20 protein-coding genes are annotated in these 21866 nt (G+C 60.7%); 11 read left to right on the forward strand and 9 right to left on the reverse strand.

What is annotated here, in order from left to right; all coding sequences use genetic code 11:
• Nucleotides 1-130 precede the first annotated feature (130 nt).
• From cyoE to hmpA, 7 genes are all read right to left on the reverse strand, one after another.
• Nucleotides 131-1018 (reverse strand): heme o synthase, encoded by an 888-nt coding sequence (gene cyoE, locus KW062_RS24230; protein WP_027619593.1) that lies wholly within the window; start codon nucleotides 1016-1018, stop codon nucleotides 131-133.
• Between the two features lie 11 nt (nucleotides 1019-1029).
• Nucleotides 1030-1362: a cytochrome o ubiquinol oxidase subunit IV gene (gene cyoD / locus KW062_RS24235; RefSeq protein WP_027619592.1), complete on the reverse strand. Its 333-nt coding sequence runs from the start codon at nucleotides 1360-1362 to the stop codon at nucleotides 1030-1032.
• Complete coding sequence (locus KW062_RS24240) at nucleotides 1363-1989, reverse strand: cytochrome o ubiquinol oxidase subunit III (protein WP_027619591.1); 627 nt, start codon at nucleotides 1987-1989, stop codon at nucleotides 1363-1365.
• Between the two features lie 3 nt (nucleotides 1990-1992).
• Nucleotides 1993-4023: a cytochrome o ubiquinol oxidase subunit I gene (cyoB, locus tag KW062_RS24245; RefSeq protein WP_027619590.1), complete on the reverse strand. Its 2031-nt coding sequence runs from the start codon at nucleotides 4021-4023 to the stop codon at nucleotides 1993-1995.
• Between the two features lie 3 nt (nucleotides 4024-4026).
• Nucleotides 4027-4962, reverse strand: coding sequence for a ubiquinol oxidase subunit II (gene cyoA, locus KW062_RS24250; RefSeq protein WP_027619589.1), 936 nt, complete (start codon nucleotides 4960-4962; stop codon nucleotides 4027-4029).
• Between the two features lie 806 nt (nucleotides 4963-5768).
• Nucleotides 5769-6287 (reverse strand): disulfide bond formation protein B, encoded by a 519-nt coding sequence (locus KW062_RS24255; protein ID WP_027619588.1) that lies wholly within the window; start codon nucleotides 6285-6287, stop codon nucleotides 5769-5771.
• 407 nt (nucleotides 6288-6694) lie between these two features.
• A complete protein-coding gene (gene hmpA, locus KW062_RS24260) occupies nucleotides 6695-7876 on the reverse strand; it encodes an NO-inducible flavohemoprotein (RefSeq protein ID WP_105754783.1) in 1182 nt (393 codons plus the stop codon).
• 156 nt (nucleotides 7877-8032) lie between these two features.
• Here hmpA and norR point away from each other — a divergent pair, with 156 nt between their 5' ends.
• The 4 genes from norR to KW062_RS24280 all read left to right on the forward strand — a co-directional run bounded on the left by norR (nucleotide 8033) and on the right by KW062_RS24280 (nucleotide 11693).
• Nucleotides 8033-9583, forward strand: a complete 1551-nt coding sequence (gene norR, locus KW062_RS24265) for a nitric oxide reductase transcriptional regulator NorR (RefSeq protein ID WP_105754784.1) — start codon at nucleotides 8033-8035, stop codon at nucleotides 9581-9583.
• Nucleotides 9584-9783: 200 nt separating this feature from the next.
• A complete protein-coding gene (locus KW062_RS24270; RefSeq protein WP_027619585.1) occupies nucleotides 9784-10686 on the forward strand; it encodes a chemotaxis protein CheV in 903 nt (300 codons plus the stop codon).
• Nucleotides 10687-10689: 3 nt separating this feature from the next.
• Entirely contained in the window at nucleotides 10690-11172 is a 483-nt protein-coding gene (locus tag KW062_RS24275; RefSeq protein ID WP_027619584.1) for a GNAT family N-acetyltransferase, read from the forward strand.
• 194 nt (nucleotides 11173-11366) lie between these two features.
• Nucleotides 11367-11693, forward strand: a complete 327-nt coding sequence (locus KW062_RS24280) for a hypothetical protein (protein WP_105754823.1) — start codon at nucleotides 11367-11369, stop codon at nucleotides 11691-11693.
• 72 nt (nucleotides 11694-11765) lie between these two features.
• Here the strand turns inward: KW062_RS24280 and KW062_RS24285 are convergent, their stop codons facing one another.
• Nucleotides 11766-12461 carry an ArsR/SmtB family transcription factor gene (locus KW062_RS24285; RefSeq protein WP_105754785.1) on the reverse strand — a complete coding sequence of 232 codons (696 nt, stop codon included), beginning with the start codon at nucleotides 12459-12461 and terminating at the stop codon, nucleotides 11766-11768.
• A 70-nt stretch (nucleotides 12462-12531) separates the two neighbouring features.
• Between KW062_RS24285 and KW062_RS24290 the strand changes: the two genes are divergently transcribed.
• Together KW062_RS24290 and KW062_RS24295 are read left to right on the forward strand one after the other, a co-directional pair.
• Complete coding sequence (locus KW062_RS24290; RefSeq protein ID WP_105754786.1) at nucleotides 12532-13782, forward strand: MFS transporter; 1251 nt, start codon at nucleotides 12532-12534, stop codon at nucleotides 13780-13782.
• Nucleotides 13783-13878: 96 nt separating this feature from the next.
• Entirely contained in the window at nucleotides 13879-14628 is a 750-nt protein-coding gene (locus KW062_RS24295) for a YkgJ family cysteine cluster protein (RefSeq protein ID WP_027619580.1), read from the forward strand.
• An 86-nt stretch (nucleotides 14629-14714) separates the two neighbouring features.
• Here the strand turns inward: KW062_RS24295 and KW062_RS24300 are convergent, their stop codons facing one another.
• Complete coding sequence (locus tag KW062_RS24300) at nucleotides 14715-14960, reverse strand: hypothetical protein (protein ID WP_027619579.1); 246 nt, start codon at nucleotides 14958-14960, stop codon at nucleotides 14715-14717.
• A gap of 222 nt (nucleotides 14961-15182) precedes the next feature.
• Here KW062_RS24300 and KW062_RS24305 point away from each other — a divergent pair, with 222 nt between their 5' ends.
• From KW062_RS24305 to KW062_RS24325, 5 genes are all read left to right on the forward strand, one after another.
• Nucleotides 15183-16352, forward strand: coding sequence for an efflux RND transporter periplasmic adaptor subunit (locus KW062_RS24305; protein WP_105754787.1), 1170 nt, complete (start codon nucleotides 15183-15185; stop codon nucleotides 16350-16352).
• Nucleotides 16349-19444, forward strand: coding sequence for a multidrug efflux RND transporter permease subunit (locus KW062_RS24310; protein WP_105754788.1), 3096 nt, complete (start codon nucleotides 16349-16351; stop codon nucleotides 19442-19444). Before KW062_RS24305 ends, KW062_RS24310 begins: the two co-directional genes overlap by 4 nt.
• 8 nt (nucleotides 19445-19452) lie before the next feature.
• Nucleotides 19453-20130, forward strand: a complete 678-nt coding sequence (locus tag KW062_RS24315) for a heavy metal response regulator transcription factor (protein ID WP_027619576.1) — start codon at nucleotides 19453-19455, stop codon at nucleotides 20128-20130.
• Complete coding sequence (locus KW062_RS24320) at nucleotides 20120-21484, forward strand: heavy metal sensor histidine kinase (RefSeq protein ID WP_105754789.1); 1365 nt, start codon at nucleotides 20120-20122, stop codon at nucleotides 21482-21484. The genes KW062_RS24315 and KW062_RS24320 overlap by 11 nt, the downstream gene beginning before the upstream one ends.
• Before the next feature lie 112 nt (nucleotides 21485-21596).
• Nucleotides 21597-21821: a hypothetical protein gene (locus tag KW062_RS24325; protein WP_027619574.1), complete on the forward strand. Its 225-nt coding sequence runs from the start codon at nucleotides 21597-21599 to the stop codon at nucleotides 21819-21821.
• The last annotated feature ends 45 nt before the right edge of the window (nucleotides 21822-21866 follow it).

A 21866-nucleotide genomic window follows, 5' to 3' on the forward strand; every position in this document is an offset into this window, starting at 1 on the left:
CAACACCTGTAGGAGCGAGCCTGCTCGCGATGAGGCCATAAGCTACACCACTTGCACTTCATCGCTGGCTCGCTCCAACAAAAAGCCCCGCTCTTCTCTCGAAGGCGGGGCTTTTGTATTGCGGCAAAGCTTATGGCGCGTAGGTCAGCAACAGCTCGGTCGGTACCTTGAAGTCCAGCGACATCATCACGCTCAGGGCGGTGATGGTAAAGATCGAGAACACGAACAGCTTGCGTGCCCAGACCGTGTCATCCACTGCCTTGTAGCCGGTCCAGGCCATGTACAACCAGTACATGCCCATGGCCGCGGCGACGGCCAGGTAGCTCATGCCTGCGTAACCACTGAAGGTCAGCATCAAGGTCGCTACCAGGAACGCCAGGATGTAGAACAGGATGTGCTTCTTGGCCACCTGGATTCCGCGCTTGACCGGCAGCACCGGGATCGATGCGGCCAGGTAGTCGTTGAAGCGGAAGATCGCGATGGCGTAGGAATGCGGCATCTGCCACAGGCTGAACATCACCAGCAGGGTCAGCGCAGCCATGTCGAAGCTGTTGCTCACTGCCACGTAACCGATCACCGGCGGCATCGCACCCGACAGACTGCCCACCAACGTGCCGTGAACCGACTTGCGCTTGAGGTACAGGCTGTAGAAGCCGACATAGATGATGAAACCGATTACCGCGAACAGTGCGGCCAGCGGGTTGGCGACCTTGTACAGCAAGGCAACCCCGGCAACGCCCAGGACGGTCGCGTAGACCAGTGCCAGTTTCAGGGAAATCAGGCCCTGCACCAGCACGCGGTTCTTGGTGCGCTCCATCTTCAGGTCGATGTCACGGTCGATGCAGTTGTTGAACACGCAACCCGAGGCCACGACCAGGGACGTGCCGATCATCGCGGCCAGGAAAATGGCCAGATCGACATGCCCCTTCGAGGCCAGGAAAAATCCGCCTGCCACAGAAAGCACGTTACCGAAAATGATCCCCGGTTTGGTGATTTGGATAAAGTGCTTAAAGGACATCCGGACTTACCTCACTTCGCCATCATGAACGTGTGGATGCTGAACATGATCCACAGCGACAGGCCAACCAGCAGGACAATCACGATCGCAGCGAAAACAAACGCAATGACGTTGTTACGCTGGGCGGCCGAGCGGTCCATGTGCAGGAAGTACACCAGGTGCACCAGCACCTGGATGATCGCGAACGCCAGGACGATCCACAGGGTGATCGACTTCGGCAGCGATGGGTACATCACCAGGCCGAACGGGATCACGGTGAGGATCACCGACAGGATGAAGCCGATGGCGTACGACTTGACGCTGCCGTGACCGGCTTCGTCGTGGGAGTGTGATGCGTTAGCCATTTACAGAGTCCCCATCAGGTAAACAACGGTGAATACGCAGATCCACACAACGTCCAGGAAGTGCCAGAACAGGCTCAGGCAGCTTAGACGCGTCTTGTTGGTCGCCGTCAGGCCGTGTTTGTTGACCTGATACATCATGATCGCCATCCAGATCAGACCGCTGGTCACGTGCAGACCGTGGGTACCAACCAGGGTGAAGAAGCCGGACAGGAAGCCGGAACGGCTAGGGCCGTAGCCCTCGGAGATCAGAACGTGGAACTCGTTGATCTCCATGCCGATGAAGCCGGCACCGAACAGGAAGGTCATGGCCAACCAGCCCAGGACCTGCTTCTTGTTGCCCTTGAAGAAGGCCAGCATGGCGAAGCCGTAGGTGATCGAACTGAACAGCAGCAGAGCGGTTTCGCCCAGTACGTACGGCAGTTCGAAGATGTCGTGGCCCGACGGGCCACCCGCTACGTTGTTTACCAGTACCGCGTACACCGCGAAGATCGACGCAAACAGGATGCAGTCGGTCATCAGGTAGAGCCAGAAACCGTATACGGTCATCTCGCCCGAGTCGTGGTGGTGGTCATCGTGCCCATGTCCATCGACATGGGTGTGTCCAGCATTGGTCACTAAGTTCGACATGGTTTAAGCCTGTTCCAACGAGGTTTCAACACGGGTGGCAGTAGCAGGGACTTTCCCGGCGGCAACCAGACGCTTGTGCTGCTCGGCTTCGATGCGCTCGATCACGTCGACCGGCACCATATAGCCTTGATCATCACGGGCCGCGTGGATCGCGAAGTAGATCACGGTGCCCGCAAGGCTCGCGATTGCCAGCCACCAGATGTGCCAGATCATCGCGAAACCGAACACGGTCAACAGCGCGCCCATCACCACACCGGTCGCGGTGTTGTTCGGCATGTGGATCGGCTGGTACTTGGCCGGAGCCTGGTACGCAGTGCCGTTTTCCTTGGCTTCGGTGAACGGGTCGATGCAGTCTGCTTTTGGCAGCACGGCGAAGTTGTAGAACGGAGGTGGCGACGAGGTCGACCATTCCAGGGTATGGGCATTCCACGGGTCACCGTGTTCGCACATGTTTTCTGGCAGCTTGCGGTCACGCACGCTGACGTACAGCTGGATCAGCTGGCAGGCGATGCCGACAGCGATCATCACCGCACCGAACATGGCCACGTACAGGTACGGGACCCACTCAGGGTTGGTGGTGGCGTTCAGACGACGGGTCATGCCCATGAAGCCCAGTACATAGAGCGGCATGAACGCGACGAAGAAGCCGGTGATCCAGAACCAGAATGCAGCCTTGCCCCAACCTTCGTGCAGCTTGAAGCCGAACGCTTTAGGGAAGTAGAACGCGAAACCTGCGATGTAGCCGAATACCGCGCCGCCGATGATCACGTTGTGGAAGTGCGCGATCACGAACAGGCTGTTGTGCAGGACGAAGTCCGCACCCGGGATGGCCAGCAGTACGCCGGTCATGCCGCCGATGGCGAAGGTCACCATGAAGCCCAGGGTCCACAGAACCTGGCTGGTGAAACGCAAACGGCCCTGGTAGATGGTGAACAGCCAGTTGAATAGCTTCACACCCGTCGGGATCGAAATCAGCATCGTCGCCAGGCCGAAGAAGGCGTTGACGCTGGCACCCGAACCCATGGTGAAGAAGTGGTGCAGCCAAACCATGAAGCCCAGTACCGAGATCGCGCCCGAGGCGTAGATCATCGAGTGGTGGCCGAACAGTTTCTTGCCGGTGAACGCCGAGATCACTTCCGAGAAAATGCCGAATGCCGGCAGGATCAGGATGTATACCTCAGGGTGGCCCCACGCCCAGAACAGGTTGACGTACATCATTGGATTGCCACCAAGTTCATTGGTGAAAATGTGGAAATCCATGTAACGGTCAAGCGTCAGCAGTGCCAGGGTAGCGGTCAGGATCGGGAACGAAGCGACGATCAGGACGTTGGCCCAGGTGCAGGTCCAGGTGAAGATCGGCATGTCCATCAGTTTCATGCCAGGGGTACGCATTTTCAGTACGGTCGCGAGGAAGTTGACCCCCGTTAGCGTCGTACCTAACCCGGATAGCTGTAGCGCCCAGATGTAGTAATCCATCCCCACGCCCGGGCTGAATTGCAGGCCCGACAGCGGCGGATAGGCAACCCAACCGGTCTTGGCGAATTCGCCGACGCCCAGGGACAGGTTGATCAGTACCACGCCGGAAACCAGCAGCCAGAAGCTCAGGGAGTTCAGGAACGGGAAGGCAACGTCACGCGCGCCGATCTGCAGCGGCACTGCAAGGTTCATCAGGCCAGTGAAGAATGGCATCGCCATGAAGATGATCATGATCACACCGTGAGCGGTGAAGATCTGGTCATAGTGTTCAGGCGGCAGGTAGCCAGGCGAACCTTCGGTGGCCATGGCCAACTGGGTACGCATCATGATGGCGTCGGCAAAGCCGCGCAGCAGCATGACCATGGCGACGATGATGTACATCACGCCAATTTTCTTGTGGTCAACCGAAGTCAGCCACTCGGTCCAGAGATAGGTCCACTTCTTGAAGTAAGTGATACCCGCGAACAGTGCCAGACCACCCAGCGCGATCATGGCGATGGTCACCATCACGATCGGCTCGTGGAACGGGACCGCTTCCCAACTTAATTTACCAAACATCTTTTACTCCTCTGCCCCGGCAGCTGAATGCGAGTCCATGTCCGTAGCGGCCACTTCTTTTTCTTTCTTCTCGTGCTTGACCTTCGGACCCGGTTTCATGCCTTCGTACTTGTCGACGATGGTCTGGAACAGGTTCGGCGTCACCGACGAATAGAGTTCAACCGGGTTGTTCTGGCTTTGCTTGGCAAGAGCCGCGTATTCAGCTTGTTCAAGCTGTTTAGGTGACTTTTTGACTTCACTTACCCAGGCGTCGAATTCTTCCTGAGTGGTGGAAATAGCCTTGAATTTCATGCCGGTGAAGCCAGCGCCGCTGTAGTTGGCGGAGATACCGTCCATTTCAGCGTTGCGATCAGCGATCAGGTGCAATTTGGTCTGCATACCCGCCATCGCGTAGATCTGGCCGCCCAGGCCCGGGATGAAGAACGAGTTCATCACGGCGTCGGAGGTGATGCGGAAGTTGATCGGCGTGTGGGCCGGGAACACGATCTTGTTGACCGTGGCAATGCCTTGTTCCGGATAGATGAACAGCCACTTCCAGTCCAGCGCGACCACTTCGATGGTCACCGGCTTCACGTCGGATTCGATCGGACGGTACGGGTCCAGTTCGTGAGTCGACTTGTAGGTGATGTAACCCAGGGCAATGATGATCAGCACCGGAACAGTCCACACCGCGATTTCAATCTTGGTGGAGTGGTTCCATTTAGGCGTGTAGGTCGCCTTGGTGTTGGAGGCGCGGTATTTCCAGGCGAACAGGAACGTCATGACGATCACCGGAATAACCACCAACAGCATCAGCAGCGTGGCGGTGATGATCAGGTTTCGCTGTTCCAGGCCAACCTGGCCCGTGGGATTGAGCAAGGTCATGTTGCAACCTCCCAGCAACAACGTGCCGAGCAGCGGCACTAAGCCTAGTAGTCTGGGGTACCTGTTTTTACTCATCTCACGACCTCTAAAGCAGCTTGCGCAATGCAGTTGGGTTTTGATCGCCAACACTTCACCCTGCCAAGGGTTGGCATTTTTCTTGGATTGAATAAGGGCTTGCCCGTCATGCGTTAAACGCGCAGTGACATCACCTCGGCGAGCGCTGGTTTCTTATTCGAATTCGTGGTCAAAGGCCTTGTCACAGACCAATTCCATTTGGTGCGGAAAATTGGAAGGCACCGACACCTGGGGTCGCATGGAGCACTCAAACCGCCCCTCGACCACCCTTCGCTGCTCAGGGATGAGCAGTGCCGGAATTTCAGTGCGGGCGATTGTAGATATGTAGCGTTTTATAAACCATGTCTCATCCCGAAATAATTTTTATCGGATACAGCAACAATCATTAAATAAATTCGTAATGACCGCCTATCTTATCGCGATTAATTCTCAACAAGAACCCCAAAAAATGTAAGTCTACTGGGCGCATTTCAGACAGCTTCGTCTTTCAGCAGTCGCCGCCGCCCTCGCCAAAGCCCCCTTTTCACAAGGCCTCTGGCCATTTGCTGGCCGCTGTTAAAATTGCCTGGCTCCCGCGACGAATAGGTCCTGGCCCAATACGCTTCAGGCTCGATTTTCTGTATCAATCCATAACCAAAAGTGGAATTTGAAATGCACTGCGACACTTTCTCTGTGACAACATGTCGCACATGTGTCGCACCCGAACTTGCGTCACGTCATGGTCTTCCCATGCAGTGGCCAAAACGCAAAACGCCCCGGCCTCTGTCGAGGGCCGGGGCGTTGTTTTCAGCTGGGGAGGCCTGAGGTCAGCGACCCTGCTTCAGCTGTTTGCGGTTACGCGAAACCAGCAGCGGCACCAGCACCACGATCAGCACAAAGGCCACCAAGGCCCACTGCGCCAGCGACAGGCCGAGGATCGGCGGGTAAGGCGTGGAGCAGAAACCGTCGACCTGGAAACCCAGCGGGAAAATCTTCGCCAATGGCAGGTCATCGACAATTGGCTGGAGCACGTCGATGCCGCAGCTGACCGCAGGATAGAACTGGGTATAGACGTGGTGCCCGGCCGTCGCGGCTCCCGCCAGGGCGAAGATCACCACCAGCACTTCAAAGAAACTGATGCTGCGTCGGGTACTCATGGCCGCCCCGGCAAAGGCACTGATGGCAATCAGCAACAGCGCGTAACGTTGCAGGATGCACAACGGGCAAGGTGCCTCACCCAGAACGATCTGCATGTACAACGCCCCGCCGATCAACGCCAGGCAGATCAGCCCCAGCAACACCAGATAGCGCCGCTCACGGCCCAGGCGCATGGTTTCCTCGTTCATTCCGGTTTCCTTAGTCATCAATGCAGGTAGTGGCCTGGTGCAGATCCCTTGTGGAACTTAGATCTTTTGATTGATGCCGCCCCCTGTAGGAGCGAGCCTGCTCGCGATGGACTCAAAGACAGCGCATTTACTCAGGTATGACGCGTAATCGTTGACGACCATCGCGAGCAGGCTCGCTCCTACAAGGGATCTGCGTTCCAACATCAGGGAAAGGTTTTCCAGCGACAGGCAATGCCCGCCAGTGTACACGCCGCACGCAGGCATGCAGCACGCGCCGTGGTGTCGGACGTTTCGCCAGCGGCTCAACAGAAGGGAATTAACGGCAGGGGTATTAACAGCGGATTAAAGATAAGGGGCTGTGGCGCCAAGTACGCGCCAACAGCCCCTTGCGCATGTAGCAGCGCTGATTATTCCAGCGCAGCCGCCGGACCGAAGAACTCGTAGCGGCTCTGGCTTTCCGGTACGCCCAGCGCCTTGAGGTGACGCTTGACCGCCGCCATGAAGCCTTTAGGCCCGAGGAAGTAGGCATCCAGGTCGCGTTGCTCCGGCAGCCAGTGGGCCAGTTGTTCCTGACTCAGCAGCCCGACCTTGTGCGCCGCCGGGCTGACACCGTCGTCCTCGGCATAGCAGTAGAAGCGCGTGAGTTGCGGGTGACGCTCGGCCAGTGCGTCGATCCAGTCGCGGAAGGCATGCACGCCGCCGTTGCGCGCGCAGTGGATGAAATGCACCGGGCGCTCAGTGGCCAGCGCCGCTTCGAGCATCGCCAGGGTCGGGGTGATGCCGACACCACCACTGATCAGCACCAGCGGCTTGTCGCTGGCCGTCAGGGTGAAATCCCCGGCGGGCGGGAACAGTTGAATGCTGGCGCCGACATGGAACTGGTCGTGCAGGTAATTTGAGGCACGGCCGCCGGCTTCGCGCTTGACGCTGATGCGGTACTGGCCGTCAGTGCCCAGGGACGATAGCGAGTAGTTGCGACGGATCTCTTCACCGTCGAGGAACAGCTTCATGCCGATGTACTGCCCGGGCTCCGCCGCCAGGATCGGCCCCTTATCTGCCGGTTCGAAGTAGAACGAGGTAATTTCGCTGCTCTCTTCCACCCGTTTGGCCAGCTTGAACTCCCGCGCCCCGCGCCAGCCGCCGACGGCCTCGGCTTTCTGGTCATAGATTGCCGCCTCGGCACCGATCAGGATATCCGCCAGTTGGCCGTAGGCCGCGGCCCATGCGCTCATCACTTCTGGCGTGGCAATCTCGTCGCCGAGCACTTCGCTGATGGCGCGCAACAGGCAACTGCCGACAATCGGGTAGTGTTCCGGGAGGATTTGCAGGGCAACGTGCTTGTTGATGATCTTCGCCACCAGGTCACCGAGCCGGTCAAGCTGGTCGATGTGCCGGGCATACATCAGTACGCCATTGGCCAGGGCACGGGGCTGGTCGCCGCTGGCCTGATGGGCCTGGTTGAACAGCGGGCGCACTTCGGGGTACTCGGAGAGCATCATGCGGTAGAAATGGGTGATCAGGGCTTCTCCACCGCTTTCCAGCAAGGGCACGGTGGATTTGACGATGGCACGGTCTTGGGCACTAAGCATTAGGGTGACTCCTGCACGACGGCTTTTCTAATGAGTTGCCCTTCTCTAATCAGCTTTCGTGCCACCTTTAAAATCTTTATAAATCAATAGCTTAATTTTCAAGTAGTCATATCGACACGCCAGCATTTATAGTCATACAGACTACACGGAGTCATTATGACTGCAAAAGCCTTGCTCACTACCCTGCTGCCCCTGGTCTCCGACCTGTCCCGCGAATTGCCCGAAAGCGAGCGCTATCGACGCCTGCTCGAAGCGATGCGCGCCCTGCTGCCCTGCGACGCTGCCGCTCTGTTGCGCCTGGACGGTGAGTGGCTGGTACCACTGGCCGTCGACGGCCTGAGCACCGACACCCTGGGCCGCCGCTTCAAGGTCAGCGAACACCCACGCTTAGAGGCCCTGCTGAGCAGTCCCGGGCCCACCCGCTTTGCCGCCGACAGCGACCTTCCGGACCCCTACGACGGTCTGGTGGATGGCCTGCACGAGCATCTGGAAGTCCACGACTGCATGGGTTGCCCGCTGTTTATCGATGAGCGCCCCTGGGGCCTGCTGACTCTCGATGCGCTGGACCCGGAACGCTTCGAGTCGATCGAGCTGGACGCCCTGCACGCCTTTGCCAGCCTCGCCGCCGCCACGGTCAACGCCGCCGAGCGCATCGAACGCCTGGCCAACCGGGTCGAGGACGAGCATCAGCGCGCCGAGGTCTATCGCCAGGCCAGCGGCCAGTTGCAGCGCGAAATGATCGGCCAGAGCAAAGCCCACAAACGCCTGGTGGAAGAGATCGACCTGGTCGGTGGCAGCGACCTGACGGTGTTGATTACCGGCGAAACCGGGGTCGGCAAGGAGTTGGTCGCCCAGGCTATTCATGCCGCCTCAAAGCGTGCCGACAAGCCGATCATCAGCCTCAACTGCGCGGCGCTGCCCGATACCCTGGTCGAAAGCGAGCTGTTCGGCCATGTCCGTGGCGCCTTCACCGGCGCCACCAGCGAGCGGCGCGGCAAATTCGAACTGGCCAATGGCGGCACGCTGTTTCTGGATGAGGTCGGCGAGCTGTCGCTGACGGTCCAGGCCAAGTTGCTGCGGGTGCTGCAGAGCGGCCAATTGCAACGCCTGGGTTCGGACCGCGAGCATCAGGTCGACGTGCGCCTGATCGCCGCCACCAACCGCGACCTGGCCGAAGAAGTGCGCAGTGGCCGTTACCGCGCCGACTTCTACCACCGTCTCAGCGTCTACCCGTTGCGAGTGCCGGCGCTGCGTGATCGAGGGCGCGACGTGCTGCTGCTCAGCGGCTACTTTCTCGAGCAGAACCGCTCGCGCATGGGCCTCAACAGCCTGCGGCTGACCAGCGATGCCCAGGCGGCGCTGCTGGCCTATGGCTGGCCGGGCAATGTCCGCGAGCTGGAACACCTGATCGGCCGCAGCGCGCTGAAAGCCTTGGGCAATGCTCGCGAACGGCCAAAGATTCTCAGCCTCAGTACCGCTGACCTGGATCTGCCCCATGACACATTGCCGGCGTCGCCGTTGTCCGAAGCGCCCGCTCCGGTGAATAAGGTCACCGGCGATTTACGCCAGGCCACCGAGCATTATCAACGGCAATTGATCAGCGCCTGCCTGGAGCGCCACCAGCACAACTGGGCCAGCGCCGCCCGAGAACTGGGCCTGGACCGGGCGAACCTGGGGCGCATGGCCAAGCGGTTGGGGTTGAAATGATTTTCCGACCTGTAGGAGCCAGCTCCCGCTTGCGGCTGGCCGGCGAAGGCGACGGACCTGCCACACCGTGGTGACTGGTTCGCGGCGTTGCGGCGTGCCGAAAAGCCAGCGCCTACAGGGGATGGATGTGCCGAGTTATTGGCTAAAGCCAGCCCCTCACAGGTCGATAACCTGATACCAGCGTTCCACAGAAGGTTTTTATGTCCACAACCAAAGCCCGCGCAGATTCCCTATCGCTTCTGCTGTTTACCTTGCGCAGCGGCAAGCTAATGGCGATCAACCTGCTGAAAGTCAGTGAAATCATCCCCTGCCCGCCCCTCACCCGGTTGCCGGATTCCCACCCGCACGTCAAAGGCATCGCCACCTTGCGCGGCAACTCGCTGTCGGTGATTGATCTGAGCCGGGCGATTGGCGAGCGTCCGTTGGTGGACCCCGACGGCGGCTGCCTGATCGTCACCGAAGTCAGCCGCTCCAGGCAGGGCCTGCATGTGCAGGCGGTGAGCAAGATCGTGCACTGCCTGACGTCGGACATTCGCCCGCCGCCCTACGGCTCCGGCGGCGTGCGTTCGTACATCACTGGCGTGACCTCGGTCGACGGTACCCTGGTGCAAGTCCTCGATATCGAAAAAGTCATCCATGGCATCGCTCCGGCGCCGCTGGAAAACGCGCCTACCGAATTGAGCATGGAAGAGGCCGAATTGCTCGGTAACGCGCGGATTCTGGTGGTCGATGACAGCCAGGTGGCGCTGCAACAATCGGTGCACACCCTGCGCAACCTCGGCCTGGAGTGCCATACCGCGCGCAGCGCCCGGGAAGCCATCGACTGCCTGCTGGACCTGCAGGGCACTGCGCAGCAAATCAACCTGATTGTCTCGGACATCGAGATGTCCGAGATGGACGGCTACGCCTTCACCCGCACCCTGCGCGAAACCCCGGATTTCGCCCATCTCTACGTGTTGCTGCACACCTCACTGGACAGCGCGATGAACAGTGAGAAGGCTCGCTTGTCCGGCGCCAACGCACTGCTGACCAAATTCTCCTCGCCTGAACTCACTCAGTGCCTGATCACCGCCGCCAAAGCGGTGGCACAGCAGGGCGCTTGAGCCATGGGCGAGGCCTGGTGCCTGCTGCTGCGACGTGATTTGCGCAATGTTCTGCCGAACGCTGAGTGGCCGGTGGGCATCAACCTGAGCACTTATCAACCGGCCCAGGCGGCGGCTGTCCATCAGTTACTGAAAGCCGGCTACCAAAATGGCGGCGGCAGCGTGCCGGCCCTGGACGACTGGCGCGAGCGCTTCGAGCGTGACGCCGAATACGATCCGCAGTTGTGCTTTATCGCGGCGGACAGTCAGGGCATCGTCGGGGCGATCCAGTGCTGGACCAGCGCCTTCATCCACCACCTAGTGGTGCATCCACGCGCCCAGGGCCGGGGCCTGGGGTGGGCATTGCTGCTACACGGGTTCGATGTATTTCAACAAAGGCGCGAAGGTTATGTCGACCTGAAGGTCATGGAAGACAACCATCGGGCACGGCGGTTGTACGAAAAGGCTGGCATGTATGTAGTCCACCGAGAATTGCTGGTGGATTGAAGGTGTTCGGTAAAACCGTCGCGAAGTATCCGGCATACTCCGGTACCTCTTTTTGTAGGAGCGAGCCTGCTCGCGAAAAGCCAAAGGGCGCCGCGTACATTCAGGATTTTCGCGTGATCGTTGGCGTTTTTCGCGAGCAGTCGAGCCTCGACCGGCTGCTCCTACCAGAACAAACACAACTGCGGAGCCACACCATGAAAAACCCCGCCCTGCTCTTCCTCACCCTGACCAGCCTCGCCACCCAGGCCCACGCCTCCAGCCCCGATGCCTGGGCCGCCTTCGACAAAGCCGTGCTCGCCAGTTGCACCAAGGCCAGCCAACTGAGCCACGTCAAACCGGTAGGCAACGCCGCGCAGTTCGATGATCGAGTCGGCTATACCGCGATGCTGCTGCAAGGCCAGTACCCGCAGAAACACATGAAGGGCCAGACCGGAACCGAGCTGTGCCTGTATCACAAGAAAAGCAAAACCGCCTACGTGACTGAGTGGGACTCGGTGCGGGCGACCGGCAAAGGTCAGTGACTGACGCGTTTTTCGATAGGCCGGGTCAGGTGAGCCTTGCCACGTCTTGAGCAGGCTCTCCAGTCGGCCTCGTCAGACCTCCAACTGGATATCGAACGCACTCGCCAGACGCTTGCGTCCTTTGGCTGTGACGGTCAATGCACGAGAGTCCAGGGCGCGCACAACCCATTTTTCCCGCACCATATGGCCCAGCAGCGCCGCGCCTAACGTGCCGCCGACATGGGCGCAGCGCTGGCTCCAATCCAGACAGGGATAAGCAAACCGGCGCCGCGTCGGGGTATCGGCAGAAAGGTCCATCCCCATTCGGGTCAGGCGCTCGATGCCCTTGGGGGTCAGGCCATAGTCACCTTGCTCCTGGTACATCCACTCGCCCGCCAACAAGGCATCATGCAACAGGACCCCGACCTCCCCGGCCAAATGGTCATAACAGGTACGGGCGTGGCGCAGATGACACGGCGTGGAGGGTTTGAATACTGGCGACTCGAACGAAGTGAGCGACAGCAGTCCTTCCAACGCCTTGGCAACATCGGCGCTCGCCAGTTGGAAGTACCGATGTTTTCCCTGGGAAACCAGCGTCACCAGCCCTTGCTCCAACAACTTCTGAAAATGACTGGATGCCGTGGAAGGACTCTTCTGCGCGACTACTGCCAGTTCGGTGGCCGTACGGGCCCGACCATCCAGCAAGCAGCACAACATTCGCGCCCTGGCCGGATCGGCAATCGCCGCCGCGACGTTGGCCAGACGCAACTCGGATTGCTCGACATCCATTATTCGATACTCCTCGAAGTGAGACGTTATCCGCCAGCATAACCTATGGCTCAACATGGAGGAGATGGCGATGAAGAACTCGGCTTTTTTTGGACAAACCGTACTGAGGTGTACGTTCATCCTGGCATTGGTCGGCTGGGGCGTGGGGTTTTACGGGCCGCCTATTTACATGCAGGCCGTGATGGACCGTACAGGCTGGCCAATCACACTGGTATCGACTGCCGTCACCCTGCACTTTCTCAGCGGCACAGTGGTCATCGCCAACCTGCCGCGGATGTATGCCCGTTTCGGAGTGCCTGTCGTTACGTTGCTGGGCAGTATCACTCTGGGCGTCGGGGTGAATCTCTGGGCTCAGGCCAACCAACCGTGGGTGCTGAATGCCGGCGCACTCTATTCGGGCATTGGCTGGGTGACACTGGGAGCCACCGCCGTTAATACCTTGATCGCCCCGTGGTACATCAAGGAGCGTCCCAAGGCCTTGGGCAAGGCGTACAACGGTGCCAGCCTGGGCGGGGTGATTTTCTCGCCCTTGTGGGTGTTCCTGATTGAACGCTTCGGCTTTGGCATGGCGGCGTTGGTGATCAGCCTGATGGCAGTGGTGCTGATGGGCACCCTCGCCTTTCTGGTCTTCAACAAAACCCCGCAAAGCCTGGGGCAACATCCCGACAACGCAGTATCACTGGAACCCAGCGCAACCACCGCCAACGCCGCGCCCTGGACTGCCGCACAGACGCTCAAGTCAGCGAAGTTTCGCTCCCTGGCGGCCGGTATGTCGCTGGGCCTGTTCGCGCAGATAGGCTTGATCGCTCACCTGTATTCGATCCTGGCGGGACGCATGGGTGCCCAGGACGCCTCCTTCGCCATGGGTCTTGCCACCGCCAGCGCAATGGGCGGTCGATTCATTGCTGCTCGCCTGATGAGCCGGGGCGTCGACCGTCGTCAATTGGCCTGCCTCGGCTACGCGATCCAGATGAGCGGAACGCTGATGCTGCTTGGCCTGGACAGTCACCCGGCGGTAGCCTGGGTGGCGGTGCTGCTGATTGGCTCAGGCATCGGCAACGCCACCTCCCTGCCACCGCTGATCGCACAGACCGAGTTCAGCCGCGAACAAACCGCCAAGGTGATCGCGCTAATGGTGGCAATCAGTCAAGCCACTTACGCCTTCGCCCCGGCGTCCTTCGGACTCATACGTGCAAGCCTCTCCAACCCCGGCGAGGCAATCGTCGCCCTCGTTATGGCCGCCGTAATAGTCCAAACACTGGCCATCCTGTCGTTCTATCTCGGTTCGACCACGCGCCCACTGGGCAAAGCGCTCTATTAACCTATCGGCAGCCTGCTGGAAAATGGCGCACTCCTTGCTTCGTGGCCGTCCCCTGCGATGGTTTTCCGTCATCGCTGATACGTGGCCGGCTTTTCCATGAACACGAAGTTTTCCTGTGTAGGTTGCGGTAAGTGCTGCAGTGACCACCATGTACCCCTGACCCTCGCCGAAGCGCGGATGTGGGCCGCAGACGGCGGTGCCGTGATCGTGCTGGTGGAGGGTTTTCTGAGTAATGGCCTGGGCTTGCCAACCGAACAGCGCGAGCATGCGCAACGGCGCTCGGTGGCGGTGCCCAGTGGCGCAGCCAAGGCCTACGTGACGATCACCTTTGCCGCGTTCAACCCTGGACGCTGCCGGAATCTTGACGAGGAAAACCTTTGTCGGATTTATGAGCGGCGACCGCTGGTGTGTCGGATCTATCCGATGGAAATCAATCCGCATATTCCGCTGAACCCCGGCGCCAAGGACTGTCCACCGGAGTCGTGGGAGCGGGGTCCTGAATTGATTGTCGGTGGTCAATTGGCTGATCTGGAGTTGGCGAGCCTAATCGAACAGTCGCGCCAGGCCGACCGTGATGACATTCGAATCAAGGAAGCACTCTGCCGGCGATTGGGGATTCGCACCAGTGCGCTCAAAGGCGACGGTTTTACCGCGTACTTACCGGACATGACGGCATTTGCCCAGGCGCTGGAACAGGCTCAGGCAGATGCGTCAGTGGATGCGGTCGAGGAGTGGCAGTTTCATGTCTCGGGCGACAGTGTCGCCGAACAGATGCAGGCCGCCGGGGCGTGGTGGACCGTGGAACAACCGCAGACTTACGCGTTTATTTCATTGCGTGCGGCGTGATCCTTATGGCCGCCTACGGCGGATCGTCGGAACGCCGCCCGGAGTGAGCCTGCTCCCACAGGGCGTCAGCGGAGTTTCAGCAGGACTCAGCGTTTGCCCATCGAACGGCGGGTGCCCGGGGGCGCGGCGCCTGGCACTTTGGTATGGCCATTTTTCGCGCCATTCTTGTACCACGGCTGATTGCCCTGCTTGGCCGCGGCCAGTTCGCCCGGCTTGAACGGAAACTTGAAGGCCGGGATCGCGGCTTTGCTGTCGCTGTCGGCGCTGGAGTCGACGCTGTCTGGCAGGTCAGCCTGGTCGTCAGCCGCAGGCGTTTGTGTCGGGGAAGTCATGAATGCTCCGGTGTTGCATTGAGTCGGACCCGGAGGGTGGGCCACGAAAGACCGGCAGTATAGCGGGAAGCGCAGCGGCAAGCTTCTGGCTTGAGACGACAAGTCCTACCGCTCGAAACTGTCACGTCTGTCAGTCAGCGGTCACGCTACTGACCGGATCTACGGCCTATAACAGAGGCATACTGCTACCTATCCTACCCACTGGCCCTGGCGATTGACCTGATGCCCATACGCAAACGACCCCTGCTGCTTGTCGGCGCCCTGATTGTGCTGGTCGCCGCTGGCGCCTGGATGCTGCTGCGTCCGACCTCGAGCAAACTGACGGCGCCGACGGCGATTCCCGTGCGGGTGGTCAGCGTCGCCGAACGCGATGTGCCGCGTTACGTCAGCGGGATCGGCTCGGTGCTGTCACTGCACAGCGTGGTGATTCGTCCGCAGATCGACGGCATCCTTACCAAGCTGCTGGTCAAGGAAGGCCAATTGGTCAAGGCCGGAGATCTGCTGGCCAGTATCGACGACCGTTCGATTCGCGCCAGTCTCGATCAGGCCAAAGCGCAATTAGGCGAAAGCCAGGCGCAACTTCAGGTGGCACAGGTCAATCTCAAACGCTACAAGCTGCTCAGCGTCGACGACGGCGTGTCCAAGCAGACCTACGATCAACAGCAAGCGCTGGTCAAGCAGTTGCAAGCCACCCTGCTGGGTAATCAAGCCGCCATCGATGCCGCGCAGGTACAGCTTTCCTACACGCAGATCCGTTCACCGGTCAGCGGTCGGGTCGGCATTCGCACCGTGGACGAAGGCAACTTCCTGCGCATGAGCGACACCCAGGGCTTGTTCTCAGTGACCCAGATCGACCCCATTGCCGTCGAGTTCTCCCTGCCTCAGCAAATGCTGCCAACCTTGCAGGGGTTGATCGACGCTACGCCGGCAGCGGCGGTCAACGCTTATCTGGGGGCCGACACAGACGGCCAGACTGGTGACCTGCTAGGTGAAGGCCATCTGACTCTGATCGACAACCAGATCAACGCCAACACCGGGACCATCCGCGCCAAGGCCGAATTCGACAACGCCAGGCAAAAGCTCTGGCCCGGGCAACTGGTGACCATCAAGATCCAGACTGCGCTGAACAAGGACGCGTTGGTGGTGCCGCCGACCGTGGTCCAGCGCGGCCTCGACCAGCATTTCGTGTACCGGGTCAAGGACGGCAAGGTCGAATCGGTGCCGGTGCAAATGGTCTACCAGAACAGCGAGCTGAACATCATCAAGGGCGTGCAGGCCGGTGACGTGCTGGTCAGCGACGGCCAATCGCGACTCAAGCCGGGGGCCAGCGTGCAGGTTCTCGACGAACCACCGGAGCTGACCCAAGCCACCGCCCCGCAGGCCCAGCCATGAAGGCCCGTGGCGGAATCAGCGCCTGGTGCATCGATCATCCGGTGGCTACGGTACTGTTGACCTTTGCCTTGGTGCTGCTCGGCCTGATCGCCTTCCCCAAGCTGCCTATCGCACCGCTGCCGGAAGCCGAATTCCCGACCATCCAGGTCAACGCCCTGCTGCCCGGCGCCAGCCCGGACACCATGGCCTCGTCGGTGGCGACGCCACTGGAAGTGCAGTTCAGCGCGATTCCCGGCGTGACCCAGATGACCTCCAGCAGTGCTCTGGGCTCGACCAATCTGACCCTGCAATTCACCCTCGACAAAAGCATCGACACCGCCGCCCAGGAAGTCCAGGCGGCGATCAACACCGCCGCCGGCAAGCTGCCCAAGGACATGCCGACCCTGCCGACCTGGCGCAAGGTCAACCCGGCCGACAGCCCGGTACTGATCCTCAGCGTCAGCTCGCTGCAAATGCCCGGCACCCAACTGAGCGACTACGCCGAAACCCTGCTCGGCCGCCAGTTGAGCCAGGTCGACGGTGTCGGCCAGGTCAATATCACCGGGCAGCAACGCCCGGCGATTCGCGTCCAGGCCTCGGCCGACAAACTCGCCGCCATCGGCCTGACCCTGGCCGACATTCGCCTGGCGATCCAGCAGACCAGCCTCAACCTGGCCAAGGGCGCGCTGTATGGCGAGTCGAGCATCTCGACGCTTTCGACCAACGATCAGTTATTCCACCCTGAGGAATACGGCCAGCTGATCGTTTCCTACAAGGACGGTGCGCCCGTACATCTGCGCGATGTGGCCAAGGTGGTCAACGGTGCGGAAGATGCCTACGTGCAGGCTTGGTCCGGCACGCAACCCGGAGTCAACCTGGTGATTTTCCGCCAGCCGGGCGCCAATATCGTCGAGACCGTCGACCGCATTCAGGCCGCCTTGCCGAGCCTGCAGGCGATGCTGCCGGCGTCGGTCGAGGTCAAGGTGCTGATTGACCGCACCCAGACCATCCGCGCCTCGTTGCATGAAGTGGAGCTGACCCTGCTGATCGCGGTGCTGCTGGTGGTTGCGGTGATGGCGCTGTTCCTGCGCCAGCTGTCGGCGACCTTGATTGTCTCCAGCGTGCTGGCGGTGTCGTTGATCGCCAGTTTCGCCCTGATGTACGTGATGGGCTTCAGCCTGAACAACCTGACCCTGGTGGCGATCGTGATTTCCGTCGGCTTCGTGGTCGACGATGCGATTGTCGTGGTGGAGAACATCCACCGCCACCTGGAAGCCGGCGATGGCATGCGCGAAGCTGCAATCAAGGGCGCCGGCGAGATCGGCTTCACGGTGGTGTCGATCAGCTTCTCGCTGGTGGCGGCGTTCATTCCGCTGCTGTTCATGGGCGGTGTGGTCGGGCGGCTGTTCAAGGAATTCGCCCTGACCGCCACCTCGACCATCATGATTTCGGTGGTGGTATCCCTGACCCTGGCCCCAACCCTGGCCGCGCTGTTCATGCGTGCGCCGAAACACCACGCCCAGTCCAGGCCGGGCTTTGGCGAGCGGCTGCTGGCCTGGTACGAGCATGGCCTGCGCCGCGCCCTGGCTCACCAGAAGCTGATGCTCGGGGTGTTCCTGGTGACACTGGGGATGGCGGTGGCCGGTTACGTATATATCCCCAAAGGCTTCTTCCCGGTGCAGGACACCGGTTTCGTCCTCGGCACCACCGAAGCCGCTGCCGATATTTCCTACGGCGACATGGTGAAAAAACACCTGGCGATGGCGAAAATCGTCGCTGCCGATCCCGCCGTTCAGGCGTTCTCCCACTCGGTCGGCGTCTCGGGCAGCAACCAGACCATCGCCAACGGCCGGTTCTGGATCGCCCTGAAAAAACGTGGCGATCGCGATGTCTCGGCGAGTGAGTTCATCGACCGGATCCGCCCGCAATTGATGAAGGTCCCGGGCATCGTCCTCTACCTGCGCGCCGGCCAGGACATCAACCTCAGTTCCGGCCCGAGCCGCGCCCAGTACCAGTACGTGCTCAAGAGCAATGACGGCCCGACCCTCAACCTGTGGACCCAGCGCCTGACCGAAAAACTGCGCACTATCCCGGCCTTCCGCGACCTGTCCAACGACCTGCAACTGGGCGGCAGCATCACCCACATCAGCATCGATCGGGCCGCCGCCGCGCGTTTCGGGCTGACCGCCAGTGACGTCGACGAGGCACTCTACGACGCCTTCGGCCAGCGTCAGGTCAATGAGTTTCAGACCCAGATCAACCAGTACAACGTGATCCTCGAACTCGACACCCGCCAGCGCGGCAAGGCCGAAAGCCTGGCCTACTTCTACCTGCGTTCGCCCTTGAGCGGCGAGATGGTGCCGTTGTCAGCGCTCGCGCGTTTTGAAGCGCCGACGGTCGGCCCGCTGTCCATCGCCCACGACGGCATGTTCCCGGCCGCCAACCTGTCCTTCAACCTGGCCCCCGGCGTGGCCTTGGGCGATGCGGTGATCCTGCTCAATCAGGCGAAAGCCGAGATCGGCATGCCGACTTCAGTCAACGGTAACTTCCAGGGCGCCGCCCAGGCGTTCCAGAGCTCGTTGGCCAGTCAGCCGTGGCTGATCCTCGCCGCGCTGGTGGCGGTGTACATCATCCTCGGCGTGCTCTACGAGAGTTTCGTACATCCGCTGACGATCATTTCCACACTGCCGTCGGCCGGCCTGGGCGCGCTGATCATGCTCTGGCTGCTGGGCCAGGACTTTTCGATCATGGCCCTGATCGGGCTGGTGCTGCTGATCGGCATCGTCAAGAAGAACGGCATCCTGATGATCGACTTCGCCCTCGATGCCCAGCGCAATGGCGGCCTGTCGCCCGAGGAGGCGATCTATAAAGCCTGTATCACCCGTTTCCGGCCGATCATCATGACCACCCTCGCCGCCCTGCTCGGCGCCCTGCCGTTGATGCTCGGCCACGGCACCGGCGCCGAGTTGCGCCAGCCGCTGGGCATCGCCGTGGTCGGCGGGTTGCTGGTCAGCCAGGCGCTGACGCTGTTCACCACGCCGGTCATATACTTGTGGCTTGAGCGGCTATTCCATCGGCCCACGTCAGCGCCCGCGCTGGCGACCACACACTGAGGCGGGTCATGCGCGTCCTGATTGTCGAAGACGAAGAAAAAACCGCGGACTACTTGTATCGCGGCCTGACCGAACAAGGCTACACCGTGGACGTGGCGCCGGACGGTATCGAAGGCCTGCACCTGGCCCTGGAAGGCGACTACGCGGTGATCGTCCTCGACGTCATGTTGCCCGGCCTCGACGGTTTTGGTGTGCTGCGGGCCCTGCGCGCGCGCAAGCAGACGCCGGTGATCATGCTCACTGCCCGGGAACGAGTCGAAGACCGTATCCGCGGCTTGCGCGACGGCGCCGACGACTACCTCGGCAAGCCGTTCTCGTTCCTCGAATTGGTCGCTCGCCTGCAAGCCCTGACCCGGCGCAGCGGCGGCCACGAACCGGTGCAGGTCAGCGTCGCCGACTTGTGGATCGACCTGATCAGCCGCAAGGCTACCCGCGCCGGCACGCGCCTGGACCTGACCGCCAAGGAATTCTCGCTGCTCAGCGTATTAGCCCGCCGCCAGGGGGAAATCCTCTCGAAAACCTCGATTGCGGAGATGGTCTGGGACATCAATTTCGATAGCGATGCCAACGTCGTCGAGGTCGCAATCAAGCGCCTGCGGGCGAAGATCGACGGCCCATTCGAAGAGAAACTGCTGCACACCATCCGTGGCATGGGCTACGTGCTGGAGAGCCGTCGTGCCCCGTAACTCCATCGCCCTGCGCCTGAGCGCGATGTTCAGCCTGGTGGCGGCGCTGGTGTTCCTGCTGATCGGCTGGGCCTTGTATCAACAGGTCGACAAGGGCCTGGGCCTGCTGCCGGAAGCCGAGCTGGACGCGCGCTACAGCGTGCTCGAATCCACGGTCGGGCGCTTCGGTACACCGGAGCATTGGGTGAAGATCAACAACAAGCTCAAGCTGCTGGGTGAAGAAGACAAACGCATCAGCTTCTGGATCATCAGCGGCGACCGCCAATACGAGTACGGCACCATCACCCCGCAGATTCGTGCCTTTGCCGAAGGCCCGCTGGGCATGCGCGACATGCAGTTGCCGCAGCAACCCTACCCGCTCAAGGTGCTGGTCAGCCAGTTCCCGGCCAAGGATCAGCGCCCGCCCCTGCGCTTCATGATCGGCATCGACACCCAGACGGTTTATGAAACCCAGCACCACTTGCTGATCGCCTTGATCGGCCTGGCGATCATCGGTGTGCTGCTGTCGTGCGCCTTGAGTTATTGGGTCGCGCGCATTGGTCTCAAACCGCTGATCAAGTTGTCCCACGAGGCGCAACGCCTAGCGCCGCCGCTGTTGTCGGCACGCCTGCAACTGTCACCCCTACCGCCGGAACTCGATCAGTTCGTCACCTCATTCAACTCGACCCTGGAACGGGTCGAGCAAGCCTATACGCGCCTCGAGTCGTTCAACGCCGACGTCGCCCATGAACTGCGTTCGCCGCTGACCAACCTGATCGGCCAGACCCAGGTGGCCCTCACCCGCGGGCGATCGGCGGAGCATTACTTCGAGGTGCTGCAATCGAACCTCGAGGAGCTGGAACGCCTGCGCTCGATCATCAACGACATGCTGTTTCTCGCCAGCGCCGACCAGGGCAGCAAGGCCACCAAACTCACCACAACCTCGCTGGCTGATGAAGTGGCGACCACCCTTGACTACCTGGACTTCATCCTCGAAGACGCCCAGGTCCGCGTGCACGTCAGCGGCGATGCCAAGGTGCAGATCGAGATCGCCCACCTGCGCCGGGCATTGATCAACCTGCTGAACAACGCCGTGCAGCACACCGCCCCCGGCCAGGTGATCGAGGTGCATATCGCCACCGAAGAACACCAGGTGCGCCTTGGCGTGGCCAACCCGGGCGAGCCCATCGCCGGTGAGCACCTGGGCCGGCTGTTCGAGCGCTTCTATCGGGTCGACGCCTCGCGCAGCAACAGCGGCGCCAACCATGGCCTGGGCCTGGCCATCGTCAAGGCGATTGCGTTGATGCACGGCGGCGACGTGTTTGTGCGCAGCGATGATGGGGTCAATACCTTCGGCATCTGTTTGCCGGTATGACTGTTGCCTCTGGCGCAATAGTCCTTTCTGTAAATCGCACTGTTTCCTTTTGCCCAAGCGCCTTATCTTTGCCCGCACCAAACAGCACTTGCCAAGCAAGAAGGTTTTAAAGATGTCCAACAGTATGGGTATTGCCAGCGCTTTCGTTTTGTCGTCCCTGTTCCTTTCGCCTTTGGCCATGGCCGAAGAGTCGCCAGCCTTTGTCGCGCAGAATGCTGCACGCGCTGCCGCCTTCGACCAGGCCCAGGCCGAACTGACCGCCAAGACCCAAAACCCTGAGCACGCCCCGCAAGCATCGACTATCAAGGCTCAACCACAGGTTGAAAAAGATAGCTGATTCGCACTATGTAACTGTTTCCCTCGACACTTTTCCGGGCTCTTT

This window comes from Pseudomonas fluorescens, assembly GCF_019212185.1.
GTDB lineage: Bacteria > Pseudomonadota > Gammaproteobacteria > Pseudomonadales > Pseudomonadaceae > Aquipseudomonas.